General features: G+C 52.4%; 13 protein-coding genes. 1 reads left to right on the top strand and 12 read right to left on the bottom strand.

All coding sequences use genetic code 11. The features are described 5' to 3' along the window. From DWZ56_RS06880 to ruvA, 4 genes are all read right to left on the bottom strand, one after another. Positions 1-2190, bottom strand: a complete 2190-nt coding sequence (locus tag DWZ56_RS06880; RefSeq protein WP_118555656.1) for a peptidase U32 family protein — start codon at positions 2188-2190, stop codon at positions 1-3. 133 nt (positions 2191-2323) lie between these two features. Beyond that, entirely contained in the window at positions 2324-2926 is a 603-nt protein-coding gene (locus DWZ56_RS06875) for a cell division protein ZapA (RefSeq protein WP_118555655.1), read from the bottom strand. A gap of 112 nt (positions 2927-3038) precedes the next feature. Beyond that, positions 3039-4031 carry a Holliday junction branch migration DNA helicase RuvB gene (gene ruvB / locus DWZ56_RS06870; RefSeq protein ID WP_118555914.1) on the bottom strand — a complete coding sequence of 331 codons (993 nt, stop codon included), beginning with the start codon at positions 4029-4031 and terminating at the stop codon, positions 3039-3041. A 42-nt stretch (positions 4032-4073) separates the two neighbouring features. After that, positions 4074-4688 (bottom strand): Holliday junction branch migration protein RuvA, encoded by a 615-nt coding sequence (ruvA, locus tag DWZ56_RS06865; RefSeq protein ID WP_118555654.1) that lies wholly within the window; start codon positions 4686-4688, stop codon positions 4074-4076. Positions 4689-4802: 114 nt separating this feature from the next. Here ruvA and DWZ56_RS06860 point away from each other — a divergent pair, with 114 nt between their 5' ends. Then, positions 4803-5894: a ribonuclease H-like domain-containing protein gene (locus DWZ56_RS06860; protein ID WP_158584484.1), complete on the top strand. Its 1092-nt coding sequence runs from the start codon at positions 4803-4805 to the stop codon at positions 5892-5894. A 13-nt stretch (positions 5895-5907) separates the two neighbouring features. On the opposite strand, the gene DWZ56_RS06855 is transcribed toward DWZ56_RS06860, so the two are convergent. The 8 genes from DWZ56_RS06855 to ispH all read right to left on the bottom strand — a co-directional run bounded on the left by DWZ56_RS06855 (position 5908) and on the right by ispH (position 21420). Beyond that, on the bottom strand, positions 5908-6438 hold the full coding sequence (locus DWZ56_RS06855) for a 4'-phosphopantetheinyl transferase family protein (protein ID WP_118555652.1): 531 nt from the start codon (positions 6436-6438) through the stop codon (positions 5908-5910). Then, positions 6435-6671 (bottom strand): acyl carrier protein, encoded by a 237-nt coding sequence (locus DWZ56_RS06850; RefSeq protein ID WP_118555651.1) that lies wholly within the window; start codon positions 6669-6671, stop codon positions 6435-6437. The genes DWZ56_RS06855 and DWZ56_RS06850 overlap by 4 nt, the downstream gene beginning before the upstream one ends. A 23-nt stretch (positions 6672-6694) precedes the next feature. Next, positions 6695-8353 carry an AMP-binding protein gene (locus DWZ56_RS06845; protein ID WP_118555650.1) on the bottom strand — a complete coding sequence of 553 codons (1659 nt, stop codon included), beginning with the start codon at positions 8351-8353 and terminating at the stop codon, positions 6695-6697. 17 nt (positions 8354-8370) lie between these two features. After that, on the bottom strand, positions 8371-9876 hold the full coding sequence (locus DWZ56_RS06840) for a response regulator (protein ID WP_118555649.1): 1506 nt from the start codon (positions 9874-9876) through the stop codon (positions 8371-8373). After that, positions 9873-11753: a sensor histidine kinase gene (locus tag DWZ56_RS06835; RefSeq protein ID WP_118555648.1), complete on the bottom strand. Its 1881-nt coding sequence runs from the start codon at positions 11751-11753 to the stop codon at positions 9873-9875. The genes DWZ56_RS06840 and DWZ56_RS06835 overlap by 4 nt, the downstream gene beginning before the upstream one ends. Positions 11754-11758: 5 nt before the next feature. Continuing rightward, positions 11759-19210 (bottom strand): non-ribosomal peptide synthetase, encoded by a 7452-nt coding sequence (locus tag DWZ56_RS06830; protein WP_158584483.1) that lies wholly within the window; start codon positions 19208-19210, stop codon positions 11759-11761. A 268-nt stretch (positions 19211-19478) separates the two neighbouring features. Continuing rightward, positions 19479-20588, bottom strand: coding sequence for a 30S ribosomal protein S1 (rpsA, locus tag DWZ56_RS06825; protein ID WP_118555646.1), 1110 nt, complete (start codon positions 20586-20588; stop codon positions 19479-19481). After that, a complete protein-coding gene (gene ispH / locus DWZ56_RS06820) occupies positions 20569-21420 on the bottom strand; it encodes a 4-hydroxy-3-methylbut-2-enyl diphosphate reductase (RefSeq protein WP_118555645.1) in 852 nt (283 codons plus the stop codon). Before ispH ends, rpsA begins: the two co-directional genes overlap by 20 nt. Between the last annotated feature and the right edge of the window lie 9 nt (positions 21421-21429).

Below are 21429 nucleotides of genomic sequence, written 5' to 3'. Positions count from 1 at the left end.
TCACTCCACGCCTCGTTTGAAATGCCCCCGGGTAAATTCCGGCAGCTCTCCGCCCGACTCTTTTAGCAGAATGCTGTTAAACAGCTTAAGCACCTGCCTGATTTCATCTTCTGCTTCAATTGTAAACGAAAGCCTGACACCGGCAGGCTTCAGCCTCAAAACCTCATCAAACATCTGAAACAGTGACAGAGGCAGGCTGTTATAGATCGTATTGAAGCAGTATCTGCAGTTATTTTTGACCGGAAAGCTCATCTTTTTTCTGTCCTTCATCCAGAGCAGGCCGGGTGTACCGGTGCAGCCTTTCAGCGTATTCCTGATGCACCCTGCGGTCGTCATCATGGGCAGGCGGCCGTAAATGAGCAGTTCACTGTGTTCCATGCCCCGCTTCGTAAGCTCTCTGCTGTTTAACTCCAGCGGTGCGGTATCCGATGCGATCCCCAGCATGCCAAGCACCCTGCGGCTCTCCCGGTTCCATGTATACAGAGTATGGTCTGCCTGTATGGGTAAAGTATTCCCATGTTCTCTCAAAAATTGTACTTCTTCCAGATTTCTTACCAAAAATCCGTCGATTCCGCCGGTTTTCAGCAGAGAAAACTCTTTTTTAAACAGGTCCATGGACGTGGATCGCAAGATAGGCGGCAGCATGTAGAGACACTGTTTGCCGGCCCCATGGCACCTTTCGGCACATTTTACCGCATCCTTGGCGCCGATCCAGGCGCCGTCAAGCAGCACTCTGTCCACAAACTTCTGCCTAAGCAGCAGGTCCAGGCAGGAACTATCCTCCAGCGATACGCTGACAGCCATACCGGCTTCTCTTCCTGCAGCACCGTCTTCCTCTGTTATCCGGGGCTTTGCTGCCGCGTTTCGGTAATGCTGTTTTAAGACCTCGTGCCGCAGCGCTTCCAGCCCTTCCCTCCGAAGCTCGTTCTGCGCCTGTACCGGCATAAAGCAGTCGCCGTGTAGTTCAGTCTCAAGCCTGTCAAATTCATATTCTGTACCGCCGGTTTTTGAAAACTGCCGCCGCACGTTCTCCTCCGTAAGAGGCTGTTTCATGGCGGCCTCCACTGTCCTGCCCTCAAAACGAACCGATGTGTCACGCCATTTGAGCTCCATTATAGCAGGAAATCCCGGTTCAAATCTTACTTTTCCCTGAATATGTTCTTTCAATTGCGGCTTTAGATAAGTGTTTTCAATATATTCGGTTAAATTTCGATCCGGCTGCCGCAAATCCGGTTTTTCGCCCAGCGCGATCATATCCGCATGGTTATGGCTGTGCAGGTAGCGGTCGGTAAAACCTCCGCGGTCAAAGAGCTCCGCCAGATTTTTGATATCCTGCGGATTAACGCAAAACCTGTCCCTTCCGTGCTCCAGATACAAATCCACATAGCGCCGGTATATGCTCACCACACCGGCCGTATAGGTCGCACTTTTCATCCTGCCCTCAATTTTCAGAGAAGTGACGCCCGCGTCCAGCAGATCCGGAATATCCTGTAAGGTGCACATATCCTTCAGATTCAGGACATAATTCTCACCGCTTCCGGTCATCTTCCTGCCACGGTCCGTCACCTCATAGGGAAGGCGGCAGGGCTGGGCACAGCGGCCGCGGTTGCCGCTTCTTCCTCCGATCATGCTGCTGTAGAGGCACTGTCCGGAATAGCAGTAGCAGATGCTGCCGTGCACAAAGGCCTCCAGCTCCAGGCCCGTTTCCTCTGATATCTCCTTTAACTCACGCAGGGACAGCTCCCTGGCGGCCACCACCCGGCAGACTCCCAGTTCCTTTAAAAGTCCGGCTCCCAGCGCTCCTGTTACCGTCATCTGGGTGCTGGCATGGACATGCAGATCCGGAAACGCCCGCCGGACAAAGGAAAGCACTCCCAGGTCCTGGACGATCACCGCATCCAGCCCCATCTCGTAATAAGGCAGCAGGTAGTCATACAGCTGCTGTGTGAGCTCCTCCTCCTTTAGCAGTGTATTGACCGTCAGATACAGCTTTCTGCCATGCAGATGCACATATTCGATGGCCTCCCGGATGCAGTCCTCTCCTGTGCTCTCGGCATATGCCCTGGCGCCGAACCTGCTGCCGCCCATGTAAACCGCATCCGCTCCGGCCGCCACGGCCGCCTTCAGGCTGTCCATAGAACCCGCAGGCGCCAGAAGTTCTATTGTCTGTCTGTCTTTACTCCGATTCATTCTCGATTCCTTTCCTCTGCAGTATGTACGTGTAGATATTTAGCGCGGGGCTCTTCCTTACATAAGCCGTACTTCCCTGTGAGATGAAAAAACGCAGCGGGATGCCTGCTTAGACACCCCGCCCCCTCTTTTGTTATTCCTGTACTGGAAAGTTCCGGCTTTCTGTTCCCTTTGCAGCATCCTGATCTTTCTGATGGCTGTCATCTGCTGTCCGGGTATCCGCATTCGCCGGATATGATTTATCCTTCTGCATATTATTGGCCGTTTTACCGCTGCGGCCGTTTCCCGCGGCATATTTCGGATTATTTCCGCGCCTGCCGTAAGACTGCTGCTTATCGGCCTGCTGCGCTTTCTTATCTGCCGGATTTTCAGAAACTTTATCCGGCTTAGCCGTACCGCCGGCCGTCTGTATTTCTTTTTTGGCGGCTTCCAGCTGCATCTGCACCGTCACCAGCTCGTGCTTGATGCTGTAGACCTCTTTTTCCAGCTCCGCCAGCTTTTTCTCCTGTTTTCTGACCGTATCCTGCGCTTTGAAGTAGTCGTCTGCGATGTTCAGCGCCAGCAGTACTCCCTGGAATTCCGGGCTCTGTTTCCTATAGCCCTCCACCACGTCCAGCTGATTCAGCTTGCCGTTTATGTAAGAAGCGACCTTCTGCAGGTACTCCTCTTTCTCATAGCCGCCCAGCTTGTACACATTGCCGCCGATAATTACATCCGTATAATTCTTATCGCCCATCTCGCATACCAGGTGTCCATCGAGTTTCCAACGGCCACCATACCCTTTCTTCCTGTTACAAGAGAAATCGAAAGGCATTTTCACCTGCCTGTTTCATTATATCCTGCCGGGGTTAAAGTTGCAACCCCAAATGCCGGTATGCAGCAGGAGTAACCACCCGCCCCCTGGGGGTACGCTGTATAAAGCCGTTCTGTATCAGGAAAGGTTCATACACATCCTCCAGCGTCCCCACATCCTCTCCCAGGGCCGCCGCCAGCGTATCCAGCCCTACCGGACCGCCGGAAAATTTATCTATGATCGTCGTCAGGATGTTCCTGTCATTGTGATCCAGCCCCATCCTGTCCACATCCAATATATCCAGAACCTCGACGGCAACCTGGCGGGTGATCACTCCGTCGTATCTCACCTGCGCGAAATCCCGGACCCTTTTCAGGAAACGGTTCGCCAGACGCGGTGTCCCTCTGGATCTCTTTGCAATCTCCACTGCGCCCTCTTTTTCCGTCTCGATCTTAAGCATCCGGGCCGAACGCAGAATAATCGTGGTCAGTTCCTCCACCGTATAAAACTCCAGCCGGTTCACCACGCCGAAGCGGTCCCGCAGCGGCGCTGTCAAAAGCCCGGCTCTGGTGGTGGCACCCACCAGCGTAAACTTCGGCAGATCCAGCCGGATCGATCTGGCCGAAGCACCTTTTCCGATCATGATGTCGATGGCAAAATCCTCCATCGCCGGATACAGCACCTCTTCCACCTGCCGGTTTAAACGGTGGATCTCATCCACAAACAGGACATCGTTTTCCTGCAGATTGTTGAGAATCGCCGCCATCTCACCCGGTTTTTCAATTGCCGGGCCTGAGGTGATCTTTAAATTGGTGCCCATCTCATTGGCAATGATGCCGGCCAACGTGGTCTTTCCAAGGCCCGGAGGGCCGTAAAACAGGACATGGTCCAGCGCCTCTCCCCTGGACTTGGCCGCTTCGATGAAAATCTTAAGCGTGCCCTTGGCCTTCTCCTGGCCTATGTACTCGGAAAGCTGTTTCGGGCGCAGGCTGTTCTCTATGCCCTGGTCCTCTTCCGTAAAATCCGTCGTAATCATCCTTTTATTCATACCGATCGCTACCAATCCTTAGAATTCACCCTGTCTGCCTCATTAAAGAAACACCAGTTTTTTCAAAGCCTGCTTCAGGACCTGCTCCACTGTCATATCTTCGGTGAGCTCCACCTGTTTCACCGCCTTTAACGCATCCGTCTGGGAGTAGCCCAGCGCGGCCAGCGCCTGGGCAGCCTCACCGATGACGTCGCCCGGCAGCCCATCCCCGCCTGTAAGATCACTCGCGGCCAACCGCTGTTCAAACGCATCCTTCAAATCCAGCTTGTCCTTCAGCTCTATGATCAACTTCTGAGCCGTTTTATTTCCGATGCCCGGGGCTTTGGAGATGGCCTTCACATCATCTGATAAAATGGCAAACCTTAAGTCATCCGGGCTGATATTGGACAGTATGCCGAGCGCACCCTTGGGCCCGATGCCGCTGACCCCGATCAGCAGCCGGAAGATCTGCAGATCGTCCCTGGTAAAAAAACCGTAGAGCTGCAGCGCGTCTTCCCTGACATACAGATATGTATAAATCTTCACTTCACGCCCGATAGGGGGCAGTCCGGACAGCAGGGAAACCGGCACATTGATCTGGTATCCGATCCCGTTGTTCTCCAATGTAATGCAGTCCTGCATGACCTCCGTCAGCTCACCCTTTATATAATTCAGCATTGCCGTTCTCTCCTCACTTGACATATCACGGTTCTTATCTTACCATAGAATCACACGGATGGCAAGCAGAAGCGCACTGATGTTCGCTGCTGGGCATAGGGGATGGAGGTACGGATGGTTGAGATTACGAAAGAGATGATGACGGAGATCGGGTATGATCTGGACAGGATCACAGAGCCCTGTGAATGTCTTTTTTTTGATATTGAAACAACGGGATTTTCGGCGGACCGGGCTTTCGTCTATCTGATCGGCTGCGTCTATCAGCAGTCGGGACGGTGGTGGTATACACAGTGGCTGGCCGAAGAGCAGACGCAGGAGGAGGAAGTGCTGAACGCTTTTTTTGCATTTTCGGAATCTTTCCGGTATTTGCTGCATTTTAACGGCGATACCTTTGATATACCTTTTCTGACGAAAAGAGCCGATATTTGGGGGATTGCATCCCCTTTTAAACAGCTGGAAAGCCTGGATCTCTACCGGATGATCAAGCCGTTTCGCAGGCAGCTGGGGCTGGACAGCTGCAAGCAGAAATCGCTGGAACGTTTTTTAAATATACACAGGGAGGATCAATTCTCCGGAGGAGAACTGATACCGGTGTATCTGGAATACGAAAAGACCGGCAGCAGACGGGCGCGAGATCTGGTGCTTCTGCATAATGCGGACGATCTCGCGGGCATGCTGATGATTCTTCCTGTATTAAATTACCGGGACTTTTTTGACGGGGATTTCGTGCTGGAACATTCCTGCATGCAGGAATACCGCACCCTGCAGGGTGATCTGCGCAGGGAGCTGTATCTGACCTACCGTTCCAAAGTCAGCGTTCCGGTGCCTTTTACCGCAAATCTGGAGCACTGGTATATGAGTGTGAAGGGGAATGTCCTGAAGCTTCGGATCGCGCTGTTTGAAGGGGAGTTAAAACACTTCTATCCCAATTACCGGGATTACTATTACCTTACGGTGGAGGATACCGCCATTCATAAGAGCGTCGCAGAATTTGTCAATAAAGAATATAGAAAAAAGGCTACGGCTAAGACCTGCTATACAAAACACAGCGGGATCTTTCTGCCGCAGCCTTCGGAAATCATCACGCCCTGTTTTCAGAGGGAGTATAAGGATAAGCTGTTCTTCGCCGCTTACGATGAACGCCTGTTTGAAGATGCGGGGCGGTGGGAACAGTATCTCCACGCGCTGATCGGCAAATCCGTTTAACTTTTGCTTCCTATCAGTCGAACCAGATCACTTTTGAATCGGGCTGCGCACCCTCCGGGCCGATGCAGACGCAAAGGCTGTAACCGTCCATAAACGGGATGGGATAAAACCTGGCCGGACAGCCGCCAAGCACCGAGAAACCGGAAAAACTGTCGCTTATGCCTGAACCTGTATATTTAACATAACTTTCCTTGGCCGCCCACAGGTCAAAGAAATCCGTAAACCCGCTCTCTTCCAGATGCTTTCGTTCTTCCGGGTGAAAAAAGCGGCGGACCACCGGTTCGGGATTTGTGCTACGGTGTTCCTGCAAATCCATACCCAGGTCCGCGGTGTAAAATGCACAGGCCCAGTAAGACCCGCTGTGGGATACGGAGAAGTGAAGGGGGGAGGCGCAGAAATACGGTTTCCCCCGCTGCGTCCGGCAAACCGAGGTTCCCGGCTCCCATGCAGTCCCTGTAAGCTCCGCGTAATTCTTCGCGAGCGCAGGAACCGTTTCCTCCGTAGTGATCCCCGGCTTACGGACACAGGCATAGACTGCGATCACTGCTCCTCCACCCCTTTGGCCTTTAAATACTCCACCGCGTCCTTCACCTGGCGCAGCTGCCAGACGTCCCTGGTAGGAATATCCACGTCATACAAATCCTCCAAAGCGCTTATAATATTCATAACATCAAATGAATTCAATTCCAGATCCTTCACGAAATCCGTATCATCCGTCAAATTCAGATTATTCTTCCCAGTTACCTGATATATAATTTCTTCTAACCGCTCCAACATCACATAAACCTCTTTTCACCAGATTACACCAGCTGCCGCTTAATTTTATTGGAAGATGTCCTCTCAAACTCCGTATCCCGGATATTTACCATCTGTATCTGCTTATACGTGGGCAGCTGCGCGTTGAGCCTGTCCACATATTCCTGCAGCTGTTCCAGAATCTCATAGCTTGTCATATCCTTCGCCGCTTCCTGATCGGGATATACCATCACCGCGATCTTTACATCATCCTCGGAGATACCGCTTTTCGCGCCGTATACCATGGCTTCTTTTACCAACGGCAGCTTCTTCATCTCCTCTTCCATCTCTTCCACCGCGACTTTTTTGCCGTTTTTCATAACGATCAGGTTTTTCTTGCGGCCGGTTATATGGACATGGCCCTGCTTATCCAGATAACCCAGGTCCCCTGTCTTAAACCATTCACCGTCATAGGACTGCGCGGTCAGTTCCGGCTGCTTGTAATAGCCATTCATCAGAGGCACGCCCCGCACCTGTATCTCGTCGTCCACGATTCTCACCTCATAGCTGGGAAGAACCAGACCGACGCTGTCCAGACGGTAGTCCTCGTTACGGTTTACCGATATGCTGGGCGAACATTCCGTGATGCCGTAGCCCTGCAGCACGACGATGCCGAAATGCTCCAGATCCTGAGCCACCTTCTCCGAGAGATGGGCGCCGCCGGATAAAATGTATTCCAGGTCCTTTAAGCAGGTATCCGCGAATGCCTTTTTTACCTTTTCCTTCATCAGCCGGTTGGGCCGCCCCAGAAAATTTTCCAGCTTCATCAGCCTGTCCGCCGCATCCCCGCTGCAGCTGTTTTTGATATAGCTCCACGCCAGCTTATGGATGGCTTCAATGATCAGCGGAACAGCGACCACCGTGTTGGGCTTAAAATAGGTCATCTCCTGGATCATGCGCTTCAAATCACAGCTAAGCCCCACTTCTATACCGCGGATCAGCGCACAGAGGACGCCGCAGGTAAACCCATAGGTATGGTAAAGCGGAAGGGTATTGAACACCTTTTTGCCGGAATCCAGCAATGTCAGCGAATCTCCCGCATTTCGTAATATTCCATGCTGTGAAAGCATGACCGGCTTGGCCGTGCTGGTGGTTCCGGACGTATAGACAATTGTCGCCGTCTGTTCCTTTTTGGGCCTGCACAGCTTCATCGCCTCACGGCCGCTGCCTTCTTCCAGCAGCCTCTGTGTAAATTGCGCCATGGCTTCAAACTGACCGTCCGGGTCACTGCCGGTCACCAGCAGCTTTTTAATATTGCTGTTTTCCGCTACGATACGCCTGCCCAAAAATAACATGGAAGGGGATACGATCAGGATTTCCGCATCTGCCTGTGCAGCCATCGCAATGATTGTCTCATCCCTGTGTTCGATATCGATGCATACTGTGACTCCGCCACTGGCCGCCACGCCAAACCATGCGGTCAGCCATTCCTGGCTGTTTTCACTGATCAGCGCCGCGTGTTTTCCGCTAAGCCCCGCTCCGCAGAGCGCTTCGCCGAATGCGAACGCATCTTCCTTCAGCTGCCGATAGTTTCTGGTATGCGCCTCTCCTTTGCGGTTATAGCAGGTGACCGCCGGCGATTCGCCATAGCGAAGCGCTGCGTCGTTCAGGAAATCGCGGAAATTGTCATAGTATACCGTTTCTTTAGCAGGGTATTGTTTCATCCGTACGTACCTCCGTTTTATGATTCTGGTTTAAATTCCGGGTAAGTCCATTTCAATTCTTCCTTTATTTCATCATAGTGCTCCAATATATTCAAAAATACATCTACGATCTTTGGATCGAACTGACCGCCTTTCCCCCTTAGCAATTCCGCGGCCGCCTCATCAAGAGTCAGTTCGCTGCGGTACGTCCTTTTCGATGTCATAGCGTCAAATGCATCCGCCACACTTATAATCCGCGCCTCTTCCGGTATCTCCTCCCCCTTTCTGCGTGTGGGATAGCCGTTTCCGTCATAACGTTCATGATGGCAGAGGACTATATCCGTAATATTCTGAAATGCCGCCATCACGGACAGAATCCGCTTTCCTTCCTCACAGTGCCTCTTTACTTTAGCATACTCCTCATCCGTCAGCGAAGAGTCCTTTTTCAGTATGCTGTCATCCACACCGATTTTGCCGATATCATGGAAGATGCCGGCAACTTTGATGCGTTTTATGTACTCCTCGCTTTTGCCCATCGCTCTCGCAATCATGCACGCATAGGCGGAAACGCGGTCAGAATGCCCTCTGGTGTAGATATCCTTGGCATCTACCATCAGCCGCAGCGCATCGATCATGCCCATATAATTTTCGTGTATCGCCGTATAGGCATTGCGCAGCTTCTGATTCTGACCGTCGAGCTGGCTGCGAAGCAGCATATTGCCCACGGCCGCTCCGGCCTGTTTGGCATATACCTCAAATAACTGCGCCGTCTCACTGCGGATGTTATTAACCGGGCGGATGCCCATAATGCCGTAACAGCTCTGGGATTCATCTGCAAGCGGCGCGATCATCAGCCCATCCTGCAGGATCAGCTTTCCTTCAGCCTTCCCTGATTCTTCAAAGTAGGCCGATACCCGATTCTGTTCTGCCGCAAACAGCCCGCTGCCTCTGTACACAGGCCCATGTGCCTCTCCCATCCCATCGCTTTCCAGATAGACGAAATACTCCGCATCCCCCATATAATCCGCCAGATTTTCCATCATCAGATCCGCGGCATCTTCCCTGGTCTGTATGCTGTAAAACCGAGGAATACCATCCAGCATCTTACGGAGGCTGTCCCGGTAATTGCGGATCACCCTCATCTGACGGATGGACTTTACGCAGGATTCCACCAACAGTTCCAATTGGTCAAACCGGTCGCTCTTTTCATAATATCCCTGGATATCCAGTTCCCGTATTGTTTTTATGGGAGGGGCCATGCTCTTATGGCCGGTCAGCAGGATGATATATATATCCTTATCGAACTGCCTGACCCGGCTCACCACTTCGCTGCCGCAGATGGGGCGCATCAGAAAATCCAGCAGCAGGATATCATAATGCTGTTCGCGGATTCTCTCCACAGCAGCTACCGGATCATTTTCCGCATCCACATGAAAGCCCGCCGCCTGAAAATAAGACTGCAGGGTCAGCGTCATGATCTCATCATCGTCCACGGTCAGAATTGAAAATTCTGTCTGCCCGCCTCTAACACGGTTCTTTCTCATAGGCTCCTCCTTTCCTGTTCTTTTAATATCACATTCTCAAGGGGTATGGATATGCCGAAGATACTTCCCCCCTCCGGATTGTCCTCCATCCACATATCCCCGTCAAACTTGGCCCGGATCACCGTATGGGAGATAAACACGCCCAAACCGGTTCCCATGTTGCCTTTGCTGGTGATCATCTGTTTAAACAGCTTTTCACGGATCTCTGAAGGTATGCCGGTTCCGTAATCTTTCACAGTGAGCATGAGCTGCTTCTCATCTCTGGAAATTCCCACCACAATCTCATGCAGACCGCCTTCCTTCTGCGCGTCTATGGCGTTGGAAATCAGATTGTTCACCACCTGTACCAGATTGTTGATATCGCCGTGGATCCAGACCTCTTCCTCCACATGATTCTCCACCCTTAAGGTACAGCCGCTCGCAAGCAGCTCGTGGCGCAGGAGAAGCGCAACGCGCTTGATCATCTCGTCTGTGGAAAAATCCTCATAGTCCGAGGCGTTCATGTTGCTGGCCTGTCCCTTTACAGCCGTGATAATATCGGACATATAGGCGCAGGCTTCGCGGATCTTCCCCAGCCATCCTTCCATCTCCCCATAGATCTCCCGGTAATCCTCCTGCGTGACCTCTAAATCTCCCAGGCTGCTTTTCGCCTCTACGATCAGATTCTCTATGGAGGTTGTGCCGCCAGACACGCTCATGATCGGCGTCTTTAAGTTATGGGCCAGCCCGCCTACCATCTGGCCCAGGAAGGCCAGCCGCTCTCTTTCCATCATCTTCATCTGACTGTCCTGCATCCGCTGCATGTTTTCCTTGATATTCGTCACATCTTTGAATATGGTCAGAAAACCGCATATATCTCCTTCTACCAGAAGCGGAGTGATTTCCACCATGAAATAAAATCTCTTTACCTCCCCGCCAGGCGCCGTATTCAGAAGCATTGCCTGCTCGTAGGTGATCTTGGAACGCGTATCCATGCTGGATGTGAGGCTCGTGATCAGATTATACACCGCCGTTTTATTTTCCACATCCTCGCTCTTTAAACAGTCCTGCAGATACATGTTTTCCCGGATTCCGTGTCCGTCCCCGATCATGCGCTTAAAATGCTGGTTATATGTGACCACCAACCCCGCGGCATTGGTCACGAGATAACAGTCGGATATCCATTCCAGCAGCTGCCGCTGTGCGATGGGACGGATATCCAGAAAATGCAGACGGTAAATGATCAGACCGTGGAAAATCAGCGTCACCACAAAGCTTAAGGGGGTTACCGCGATCGTCGCCTCGATCAGCCGGAACATTACAAGCAGGTTCACGATGCTCGGCACAATGCAGCCCACATCGAAGAAGACCGCCTGCCTCACATGCAGCCCTGTCCTGGTCTTTAAAGCGAAGGCCGATATGATCCAGATAGACAGCACCGTGCACGCTGAGGTATAAAGCGCATGCAGATAGAAGAACGGTCCGAACCGCACGGAAGTATTGATCAGGGAAAATACCCGGTAAAACATATGGTGCAGTGGATTCGTCCAGACCATGATATTGGTGAAAACAGGGACCAGCATGAGCAGCGCATATTTCCAGGGCATTTTTCTTTCATATCCCTTTGTATAGGCGATGGCAAACAAAAGGCTCATGACCGGGATCCCGCTGACTCCGATATAGGTGAGGGAGTCCCACACATACATCAGAGTCATATCGGCCGGATTGGTAAACTTCACTCCGATCAGGGCCACTAACCAGGAGATCAGCATTCCGGAAGCGATCAGATAGAATTTATGTATCATCATCAGAGAACCGGAATAGATGATTTTAGCCATAAACGCCACGATAAACAGTATGACCACAAAAAATGTGATCAGCATTTGGTTGGATATCATCGGGATCAGTCCGTCCTTTCAGAAAATGATCTAAGCAGCATGTGCAAATCCGGCGCTTTCCATACAAACCCGCATTTTCCAAGTTCTTTTACCGTCTTCTCACAGTCCGCCTCTATAGTGGGAACAGCCACCCTCAAACGGTTGTACTGGTTTAAAAGAGGCGTCAGCTCCGCCAGATGCCCGTTCTGCATTTTTTCCAGCAGATGGCGGTCGAATCCGGCTTCATCCGTCTCCTCACAGCTGCCCTTCAGCCAGATAATCAGATCCCTTAAGGTTACCTGCCGAGGCTGAAATACATGGTATATGCCTGCCGGAGCTCTGCTAAGCGCCGCAATAGCCCTGGCGCACTCGTCGACCGCCGTGATCTCCAGTGACAGGCCTGTCATGGAAGCAGGAAAACGCTCCAGGCACTTTAGGCCCTGTATCATGCCATAAAAAGCGTTGCTGTCCGGATTTTTCTGAAAGACACCGTCCGTACTGCGCCCGGCAAGCCGTCCTACGCGGAAAATCCAGGTTTCAAAACCGTCCTTTGCCGCATCCAGCACAATCCGTTCAGCCAAAAACTTGCTCTCCACATATACGTTATCCTTCCAGTTCTGTCCGATATCCAGATCATCTTCGGTAAACTTCTGTTTTCTGGCAGGATCGGCTTTGAGATATTCTCCGCAGATACTCGCAGTCGATATGTGAAGCAGCTTAGCCCCGGCTGCTCTGGCCAGGGCAGCCGCCTCCGATGTGCCTCTGCAGTTTGTTTCTTTTAATCCGCCCTGGCTGTCATAATGCCGCACGTCCGCAGCTGCATGAACCACCGCACATATCCTGCCGGACAGCTCTTCATATGTCTTTGCATCCATCCCCATGTGTTCAAGTGTGATGTCCGCCGAAACCGCCCGGATCTTCCGTTTCTGTCCGGACAGCCATCCGTTCCCGAAATACCAGGACAAAATCTCATCCAGCCGTTCCTGTGGCCGTTCTCCGCGCACCGCACAGAGGATCTGTCCATATCCGGCATCCAGCAGTTCCTTCACCAGATGCGCTCCCAGAAAGCCTGTCGCCCCAGTCAGGAAGACCGGCTTTATTTCCGGCTTAGCACAAGCCGCGGGTATCTTTGAAACAGCGGGCAGCGCGGCAGAAACAGCCTCCCTCACCGGTTCGACTGTCAAAGAGGAGCCGCAAATCAAACGTTTCTGTTCCTCTATGCTCGGATGGTCATAAAACTGTGCCAGAGTGAGTGTCCACCCTTCGTTGAAGTAATTTCCAAGCAGCGTCAGCGCGGCCAGGGAGCTGCCTCCCTGTTCAAAAAATGATGCGGTGTGATCCACGGACTCCCGGCCGAGCACTCTGCGCCAGAGGTTATCCAGCGCCTCCTCAACATCTATGCCACTTTCTTTTTCTTCGCCGCAGGACTTCTTATCCCACTTTGGTTCAGCTTCAGGATTGTGCTGATTCGGCGTCATTTCCGCGGCCGGCACGGTTTTCTCTTCCGGCAGTTTTAACGTCAATTCCAGAGCTTCACATTCCGCCTCCGACAGCCCCGACAGCTTTTTCAGATCCGCCTTGCCGCTGGGCGTGCCGGGCAGTTCCTTCCATATATAAAGCTCTTTTGGAAGCATATGGGAAGGCAGCTGCCCCTTAAGCCAGCCGAGGATCTCCTCCTTTGTAAGCTCCCGTCCCTCTTTGGGGGTTACAAAGGTGCGCAGTTTCTTGAAACCGCTTCCGTATTCCACCGCCACCGTAGCGGCAGAAGAAACCATGCCGGATTCCAGGATTTTCCCCGTCACCTCCGCAGGTTCCACCCGCTGTCCGTCGATCTTTATCTGGGCATCCAGCCGGCCGATAAACTCTATGCTGCCGTCTTCCAACAGCCGGGCCCGGTCCCCGGTTTTATACATCTTCTGCCCCGGAAAGAACGGGTCCTCCACGAAGCACTGATCGGTCAGGTCCTGGCGGTTTGCATAGCCCAGAGCCAGACATTCGCCCGCCAGATACATCTCTCCTACCGCTGTGGGCATCACCGTTTTTCTGTCCTCATCCAGAATATAGACGCGGCAGTTGTACATCGGTTTCCCTATGGTCGCATGCTCCTTGCCGGTCACGTCCGCCATCGTCACATATACCGCAGCTTCTGTGGGGCCGTACATATTGTAAATACCGCTGCATCCGGTGGACTGAAGGCGGTGCAGCAGACTGTCCGTAAAGATTTCACCCACCAGTATGGTGAGCCTGCTCCTGCCTGCGGCCTGAAAAAACGCATGGTTTTCCAGACACATCTGCAGCCTGGAGGGCGTAAACTGCATGATGCGCACGTCATTTTCCTCCGCAAGCCCCGCAAGCTCCCAGGGAAGGCGCATCTGCTCATCATCCGCCAGCACCACACATCTGCCCATGGCCAAGGGAAGCAGGCTCTCCGATATAAAGATATCAAAGATCATATTGGTCGAACAGAGCACAGCTCCTTCCACTCCCGCCATCCGATCCGACATAAATGCCATCAGATTATTAATGGAGCGATGCTTTAGCATGACACCTTTGGGCTGGCCGGTGGATCCAGAGGTGTAGAGGATATAGATCAGATCCTCACTGCAGCGCCCTGCCGGCGGGATGAAATTTTTTCGTTCCTCCCGATCCGCTTCACTCATGCTGACCACTGTGCAGGAAAGTCCCTCCGGCAATGCCCCTTTTGCGGATTCGTCGCAGAGCAGAAGGCTCATGCCGCTGTTTTGTGCTATGTAGCGGATCCTTTCCGCAGGATAGTCGGACAGCATGGGGACATAGGCCCCTCCTGTCTTCATGATTGCAAACAGGGATGCCAGCATGTCCGGGGTGCGGCGGCACATAAGCCCAATCCTGCTCCCCCTTTTCGCGCCGGCATCCGCCAGGCAGTGAGCCAGCGCATCCGACCTGTCTTTCAGCCATCCAAAGGACAGCTTACGCCCGTTGCAGACAATCGCAGTCCGCCCCGGATTTCTCGCGGCACTAGTCTCCATCCTGCGGTCCAGCGGCAGATCCAGAAACGGGGTACAGGTGCATCCCGGCACCTCAAACAGCCGGTAAGCATCTTCCGGGGAAACAGGATTTAAATCCGACATACGGGAGCCGTCATTCTTAAGAATCTGCTCCAGCACCGTCTGACAGCTGCGGCTGTACATCTCTACCGTCCGCTTTCCAAACAGCTCCGCCGCATATTCAAATCCCAGGTAATACACACCGTTCTCCCGGTATATCTCCAGAGAAAGATCCAGCTTGGAAGTGTGCGTATCCACAGAATCTGTCTCCAGCTTTCTGCCGCCAAATTCCAGCGACTTGCTGTCCACCGGTCTCATGGACACCATAGTATTATACAGAGGATTCCGGTTCAGGCTGCGTTTCACCTGGGCGAGGGACAGTATTTCCTCCAGAGGCAGGTCCTGATGATCCATCAGGCCGATCACCTGCTCCTTCACATGCTGCAGATATTCTCTGACCGTCCATTCGCCGTTTACCCTGATTCTTAAAGGCAGCGTATTCAGAAAAGGACCGATGATGTCCTTAAGCCCTGGATGAAAACGCCCGGATACCGGTATGCCGGTCACCTGATCCGATTCATCCGTCAGCTTATAAAGGAGGAATGCAAATGTTCCCGCAAAGAGCATATAGGGCGTAATGTCCATCTCCTTGCAGAAGCTCTCCAGGCCCTCTCCCAGCGCAAAGTCCAGTGCCAAAATCACCTTCCCGCCCTGATCATTAAACTGCTTCGGGCGCTTGTAATCGCAGGGCAGCAATACGGGCTCGGGCAGGTCTGCCACAGCCTGTTTCCAATATTCTCTCTGCTCCTCAAACAGGCTCTTCCCTTCATGTTCCAGGAAACAGCAGTAGTCCTTATAGGTGATGCTTTCCGGTTCCGGTTCTCTGCCGCCGCAATACTCACTAAGCCGTCTAAGCACCGCCGGCATGCTCAAGCCGTCTCCGACAAGATGATGGAAATCGATCAAAAGCAGGGGCTTTTCCTTATCCCTTACTAGTGCCGCATGAAGAAGCGGCGGTTTATCCAGCTGAAACGGCCTTAAGAAACGGACTTTTGCTTCCCTGCGGTCCGCACAGTCAAACTCCTCCAGTTCAAACTCCACACGGTCACAGATCTTCTGGCGCACTCCCTGCGGCCCGGCCACAAAGGCCGTACGAAACAGCTCCACGCTGTTCACCAGCCTGACAAAGGCCTCTTTTAGCCGCTCTGGCTGCACATCCTCATTCAGCCAAAAAGCTCCCGGCATATGATACGCGAGAGAATCCGGGCTTCGCATGCTCTGAAAATAGATGCTCTTCTGTACAGGCGATAACGGATAATCTTCCATTTCAGGAGCTTTGGGGATGATAAGGGATGTGCGGTTTTCCTTTACAGCCAGCCCCAGCCGTCTTTCCAGATTTTCGGCCGTCCTGCAGGCATACAGATCTGCCACGCGCAGCCGCACCCCAAACAGTTTCTCCAGCTGTGTGAGACTCTCCACCGCATTCAGGGAGTCTCCGCCCATCTGGAAGTAATCATCCCAGGCCTTCATATCGCTGCACCCCAGCACCTGCTTAAAGACCTCTGTGATCTTTTTCTGATTCTCGGTCTCGCTGCCCGCATTCCTGCTCTTTGGCATGGGCGCAGGAAGGGCGCGCTCATCCACCTTGCCGTTTGCGCTAAGGGGGATGTCATCCATATGTATAAATACAGACGGTATCATATAATCCGGCAGATAGGTCGCTGCAAATTCCATCAGGTCTGCGTCTTCAATCGGCTGCGGCGAGGTATAATACGCGGTCAGCACAGGCTGCTCACCCATCCTCTTCAGCCTGACCGCAGCCCGGCCGATCATCGGATGGCCTTCCAGACGCGATGCCACTTCTTCTGTCTCAATCCGAAGGCCTCTAAGCTTCACCTGCCCGTCCGCGCGCCCGTTTATCACAATCTCTCCACCAAAATTCCAGGCCGCCACATCTCCGGTCCTGTACAGCCGCTCTCCGATCTCAAACGGGCTTTCCATAAAAGCCTGGGCCGTAAGATCCGGCGCGTTCCGATACCCTCTGCCCACACAGACGCCGCCGATATAGAGATCGCCGGACACGCCCACCGGCAGAGGCTTAAGATGGCTGTCTAAGACATACATCCTGCAGTTTGGCATGGGCTTTCCAACGGTTATGGACAGCGCCTGATTCAACTCCGCATAGCTTACCCCCACCGTAGTCTCAGAAGGCCCATACTGATTCAGTATCCTGGCTCCGGTCGTTTTCTGCAGTTCTTTTAGCAGCGCCGCGGGGAACGGCTCCCCTCCGCAGAGGATCACCTCCAGCCGGCCTGCCGCCCGGCAGAATTCCTCATTTTTCATATAGGAAGAGAGGCGGGACGGCGTCACCGCCAGAAAGCCCACCGCATATCTCATGATCAGTCCGGCCAGTTTGTCAGGGCGGTCCTGCTCCTCTTTGCCGGGCAGCACAACCGTACGTCCGTTTAAAAGCGCTGCCACGCTCTCCAGCAGAAATGCATCAAACCCCACGCTGCAGATGGACAGCACCGCGCCGTGAGCATAACAGGGCGCCATAGCGTCCGCGAAATTCACGAAGCTTTCATGCTCGATCTCCACGCCCTTAGGCTCTCCGGTACTCCCCGACGTATAAACCAGATAAGCGATATCATGCGGGCCGGCATGGGATTCCAGCATGGAAACGGGCGCACTGTCAATCTCCTCAGTCAGGAGCACCGGGCAGATCTTTGCAGCTGACTCATACAGCTGCATATGCCCGGCATCCGTGATCAGCAGGGCCGCACCGCTTCCCGTCAAGATCTCCTCCATGCGTTTCTCCGGCAGACTGTCCGCCAGCAGCATCCAGGCGTTATCCGACTGCGCGCATGCGATCATCGCCTGAAGCAGAGGAAACCCTTTCGGCAGCAGCACGGCCACCGTCCGCCCGCCCCCCGGAATCCTCCGTGCCAGCTCCCACGAGAGCAGGTTCGCGCTGTTTTTAAGTTCGTCATATGTGTAGCGCACACCGTCGCTGATGACCGCCACGCGCCCGGGACAGTTTTCGCATTCCCTGGCGAATCTGCGGTAGATGTTCCCCCCTAAAACCGGACGCTCTGTCCGGTTATAGGTATAGAGCACCAGCTCCTTCTCCGCGCTATCCATCACGGAAAGCTTCCAGATAGGAATCTCGGGCTCCGCCAGCGCATGCGAGAGGATATTCATCAGGTAATGATGCAGCGCCTCTATCTCTTTTTCGGAAAATACTTGGGTCAGATAATCATAGTGGATGGTATAACGCCTGCTGTCCTCTATATTAATCAAATGGATACAAATCTGTTCCGCCTGATATCCGGCGTAATGCCACTGCCCAGAGAAATGCAGGGAAGCATCGCTGTTCTCATAGACCCGGCTGTTCTGAAAGGAAAGCACCACATCAAACAGCCGGTCCACGGACGGATTCTGCTTTCTGGCAATTTTTTGTATCTCCTCATACGGGAAACGCTGATGGCGCAGCATCTCCAGCCATGTCTCTGAAAGCTCTGCAATAAATTCATGGAAGCTCTTCTCTTCGTCCAGTTCATTTAAAAAGGGCAGAGTGCTGACAAACATCCCGGTAGTCTCCCGGTCCGTATAGGTGGTCCTGTTATGCACCGGCGCACCGATACAGAAACGTCCGGCCCCCTTCATGCGTTTCAGGTAAACCGCCAGCACCATATAGACGGGCACAAACGGCGCCACCCGCATTTCACCGCAGAAGGCCGTCAGAGCATGGCAGAGCACATCGGGAAGGCAGAATGTTTTCCTTCTCCCGACGCTGCTGACTGCGGCACTGCTGCATTCCTTTAAGGCCGCAGGGCTCCCGGCATTCTTCATGATTTCTTCCCAATACTTTTTATCTTTAATAAAAGCTTTGGAACCGATATAATCGGCCTGTGCGCGGACATGGAGGTCATATCCCGGCGCAGGCTTTAAGACAGCCTCCCTGCCAGAGATCAGGTCCAGATAGCAGCCGGCCAGTTTATTGATCAGCGACACCTGTGACCAGCCGTCCGAGATCAGATGATGAGTCTTGAGCAGCACACCTCCCTCCTGCTCGCTGATCTTTATAATGGCAAAATAATAAAGAGGGGCATCCAGCACCGGCATGACCTCCCTGGTCACACTGTACTCCCAGTGTTCAATACCGGCCTGATTGGTGGTGGAAAAATCAAACACAGGAAACTGCTGCGTTTCATACTCCGCCTGATATTGAACGGGATTCCCCTCTTCATCCAGTACGATCTGCGCACGCAATGACCCGTCACTTTCCAGCAGCAGGTTAAGACACTGCTGCAGAAGCGCGATGTCAAATGTACCCCTGATCCGGATCGTCTGACATATATTATTGATGGATGTTCCCCTGTAATGCTGTTCCAGCCCCCAGATGTTGCGCTGGCTGCCGGAAAGCGGATAACTTTCTGTTGTCCTTTTCACGATTAGCGACCGCCCTTTTTCATAACGATACATGATCATACGATTTTTATTATATGATTTTTCCAGGGCCTTGGCAATGGATTTCCTTAATAAATATTCAAAAAGCAACATATTTCAACGTTTTATCTGGCTAATTTATCCATTTTTGTCGATCAGGTACTGCTGATACTAAAAAAATGGTATTTCATGCCATTTCGGCACGAAACACCATCTCCTTATTCTTCAACTCTGTATCCACTTAAGCCGTCCTGCCAACTCTAATGCGGAATTATTCCTCTGTATAAGCGGGCTCCCCATCATAAGCATCTTCGGAATCTTCAGAAGAATTTCTCTCCAGAACCTTCATGCTTAAGCTGATCTTTCTGCCCTCTTCATTAAAATCCACTACCTGGGCGGTGATCACCTCTCCGATGGACAGCACGTCAGCCGGTTTCTCCACGTGTGCTCTGGAAATCTGTGATACATGGAGCAGCGCATCAATTCCGGGCTCCAGCTCTACGAATGCACCGAAATCGGTCATACGGGCCACTCTGCCTTCAATTACATTGCCCACCGCATACTTCTCCGCTGCAGTAACCCAAGGATTCTCATCCGGGAATTTCATGCTAAGAGCGATCTTCTCGCCGTTGATCTCCTTAATAAATGCCTTAACGGTATCGCCTACCTTGAACACCTTCTTCGGGTTCTCAATGCGGCCCCAGGACATCTCGGAAATATGAAGCAGTCCGTCCGCTCCGCCCAGATCGATGAATGCGCCGAAATCGGTTACATTCTTTACGGTGCCTTCCACGGTCATGCCGGGCTCAATTCTCTCAAACAGGGCTTTCTGCATCTCGGCCTTCTTTGCCGCCAGAAGCTGTCTTCTGTCACCGATGATCCTTCTCTTTCTGGGATTGAACTCGGTGATTACAAATTCGATTTCCTGTCCTGCATATTTATCCAGATTCTTCTCATAAACATCGGATACAAGGCTTGCGGGAATGAATACCCTGGCGCCCTCTACGATCACGCTTAAGCCGCCTACCAGCACCTGGCTCACCTTTGCGGTCAGCACTTCCTTGTTCTCAAACGCCTCTTCCAGCCTCTTGTTGCCTCTGTCGGCCGCCAGCCTCTTATAGGACAGCAGCACCTGGCCCTCGCCGTCATTGACCTTCACTACCTTTGCTTCCAGCTCATCGCCTTCCTTTACAAGGGTGGTGAGATCCGCGTTGTTATCGTTGGTGTACTCGCTGCGGGTAATAATGCCATCGGATTTGTAACCTATATTTAAGACGATTTCGTCTTCTTTAACAGCGATAACTCTGCCAGTGACAACCTCCCCAGTGCGTATTGTTTTTTCATAATCGTCCAACATTTGTTCAAAACTTAACTCTGACATTAGCCTGAACCTCCTCAATTATATTCTTTGGGGTGGATGCCCCTGCTGTAATACCTACAGTGCGCACAGCCTGAAAATCCTGAACTGCCAAGTCTTCGAGAGTCTGTATATAGTAAGTATTCTTACATTCTTTTTTACATATTTCATAGAGCTTCTGCGTATTGGAACTGTGTTTACCACCGATCACAATCATCGCCTCCACATCGGATGCGATGGCTTTTGCCTCCGTCTGACGCTCTGAAGTAGCATTACAAATTGTGTTCACAACAATACTATCATAACGCTTCTCCAAGATTTTTTCAACTATATCTTGAAATTTCTTGTTGTTAAATGTCGTCTGAGAAACAATCGTCACCGGCGTGTCCGGCAAAAAGTCCAACTCTTCCACGTCCTCTGGCGTCTCCACCACGGCCGCAGGAGTGCTGCTCCAGCCGCGTATGCCCTCCACTTCCGGATGACTGCTGTTGCCGATAATGATGATGGTTCTTCCCTTGGCGGAATCTTCTTTCACTATCCGGTGAATCTTTCTGACAAAGGGGCATGTGGCGTCCACCACTTCCAGTCCCTGTTCTTCCATCAGATCGTAAATTTCCCTGCAGACACCGTGGGACCTGATGATCACTGTCCCTTCTGTCAGCTGTGTCAGCTCTTCTTTTGAATGTAATACGCGGATTCCCTTCTCTTCCAGGTCTTTCACGACTTGTTCGTTGTGAATGATCGGGCCGAATGTATAAACATTCTTTTTCCCTGTTCTCACCTGTTCATATACCTTGTTCACGGCGCGTTCCACGCCGAAACAGAAACCCGCAGATTTAGCCACTCGTACTTCCAAACAGTATTT

The sequence above is a fragment of the Lachnotalea sp. AF33-28 genome (assembly GCF_003477885.1).
Classification (GTDB): domain Bacteria; phylum Bacillota; class Clostridia; order Lachnospirales; family Lachnospiraceae; genus AF33-28.
Note: the sequence above shows the minus strand (reverse complement) of the source record. Positions and strands in the feature narration are given on the sequence as shown.

What these genes read in the sequence shown, in the direction of transcription:
- DWZ56_RS06860 (WP_158584484.1), top strand. Translation starts at nt 4,803, where the DNA reads ATGGTTGAGATTACGAAAGAGATGATGACGGAGATCGGGTATGATCTG.
- DWZ56_RS06850 (WP_118555651.1), bottom strand. Translation starts at nt 6,671, where the DNA reads ATGTTGGAGCGGTTAGAAGAAATTATATATCAGGTAACTGGGAAGAAT.
- DWZ56_RS06840 (WP_118555649.1), bottom strand. Translation starts at nt 9,876, where the DNA reads ATGAGAAAGAACCGTGTTAGAGGCGGGCAGACAGAATTTTCAATTCTG.
- ruvB (WP_118555914.1), bottom strand. Translation starts at nt 4,031, where the DNA reads ATGAATAAAAGGATGATTACGACGGATTTTACGGAAGAGGACCAGGGC.
- ruvA (WP_118555654.1), bottom strand. Translation starts at nt 4,688, where the DNA reads ATGCTGAATTATATAAAGGGTGAGCTGACGGAGGTCATGCAGGACTGC.
- rpsA (WP_118555646.1), bottom strand. Translation starts at nt 20,588, where the DNA reads ATGTCAGAGTTAAGTTTTGAACAAATGTTGGACGATTATGAAAAAACA.
- DWZ56_RS06835 (WP_118555648.1), bottom strand. Translation starts at nt 11,753, where the DNA reads ATGATATCCAACCAAATGCTGATCACATTTTTTGTGGTCATACTGTTT.
- DWZ56_RS06880 (WP_118555656.1), bottom strand. Translation starts at nt 2,190, where the DNA reads ATGAATCGGAGTAAAGACAGACAGACAATAGAACTTCTGGCGCCTGCG.
- DWZ56_RS06875 (WP_118555655.1), bottom strand. Translation starts at nt 2,926, where the DNA reads ATGGGCGATAAGAATTATACGGATGTAATTATCGGCGGCAATGTGTAC.
- DWZ56_RS06845 (WP_118555650.1), bottom strand. Translation starts at nt 8,353, where the DNA reads ATGAAACAATACCCTGCTAAAGAAACGGTATACTATGACAATTTCCGC.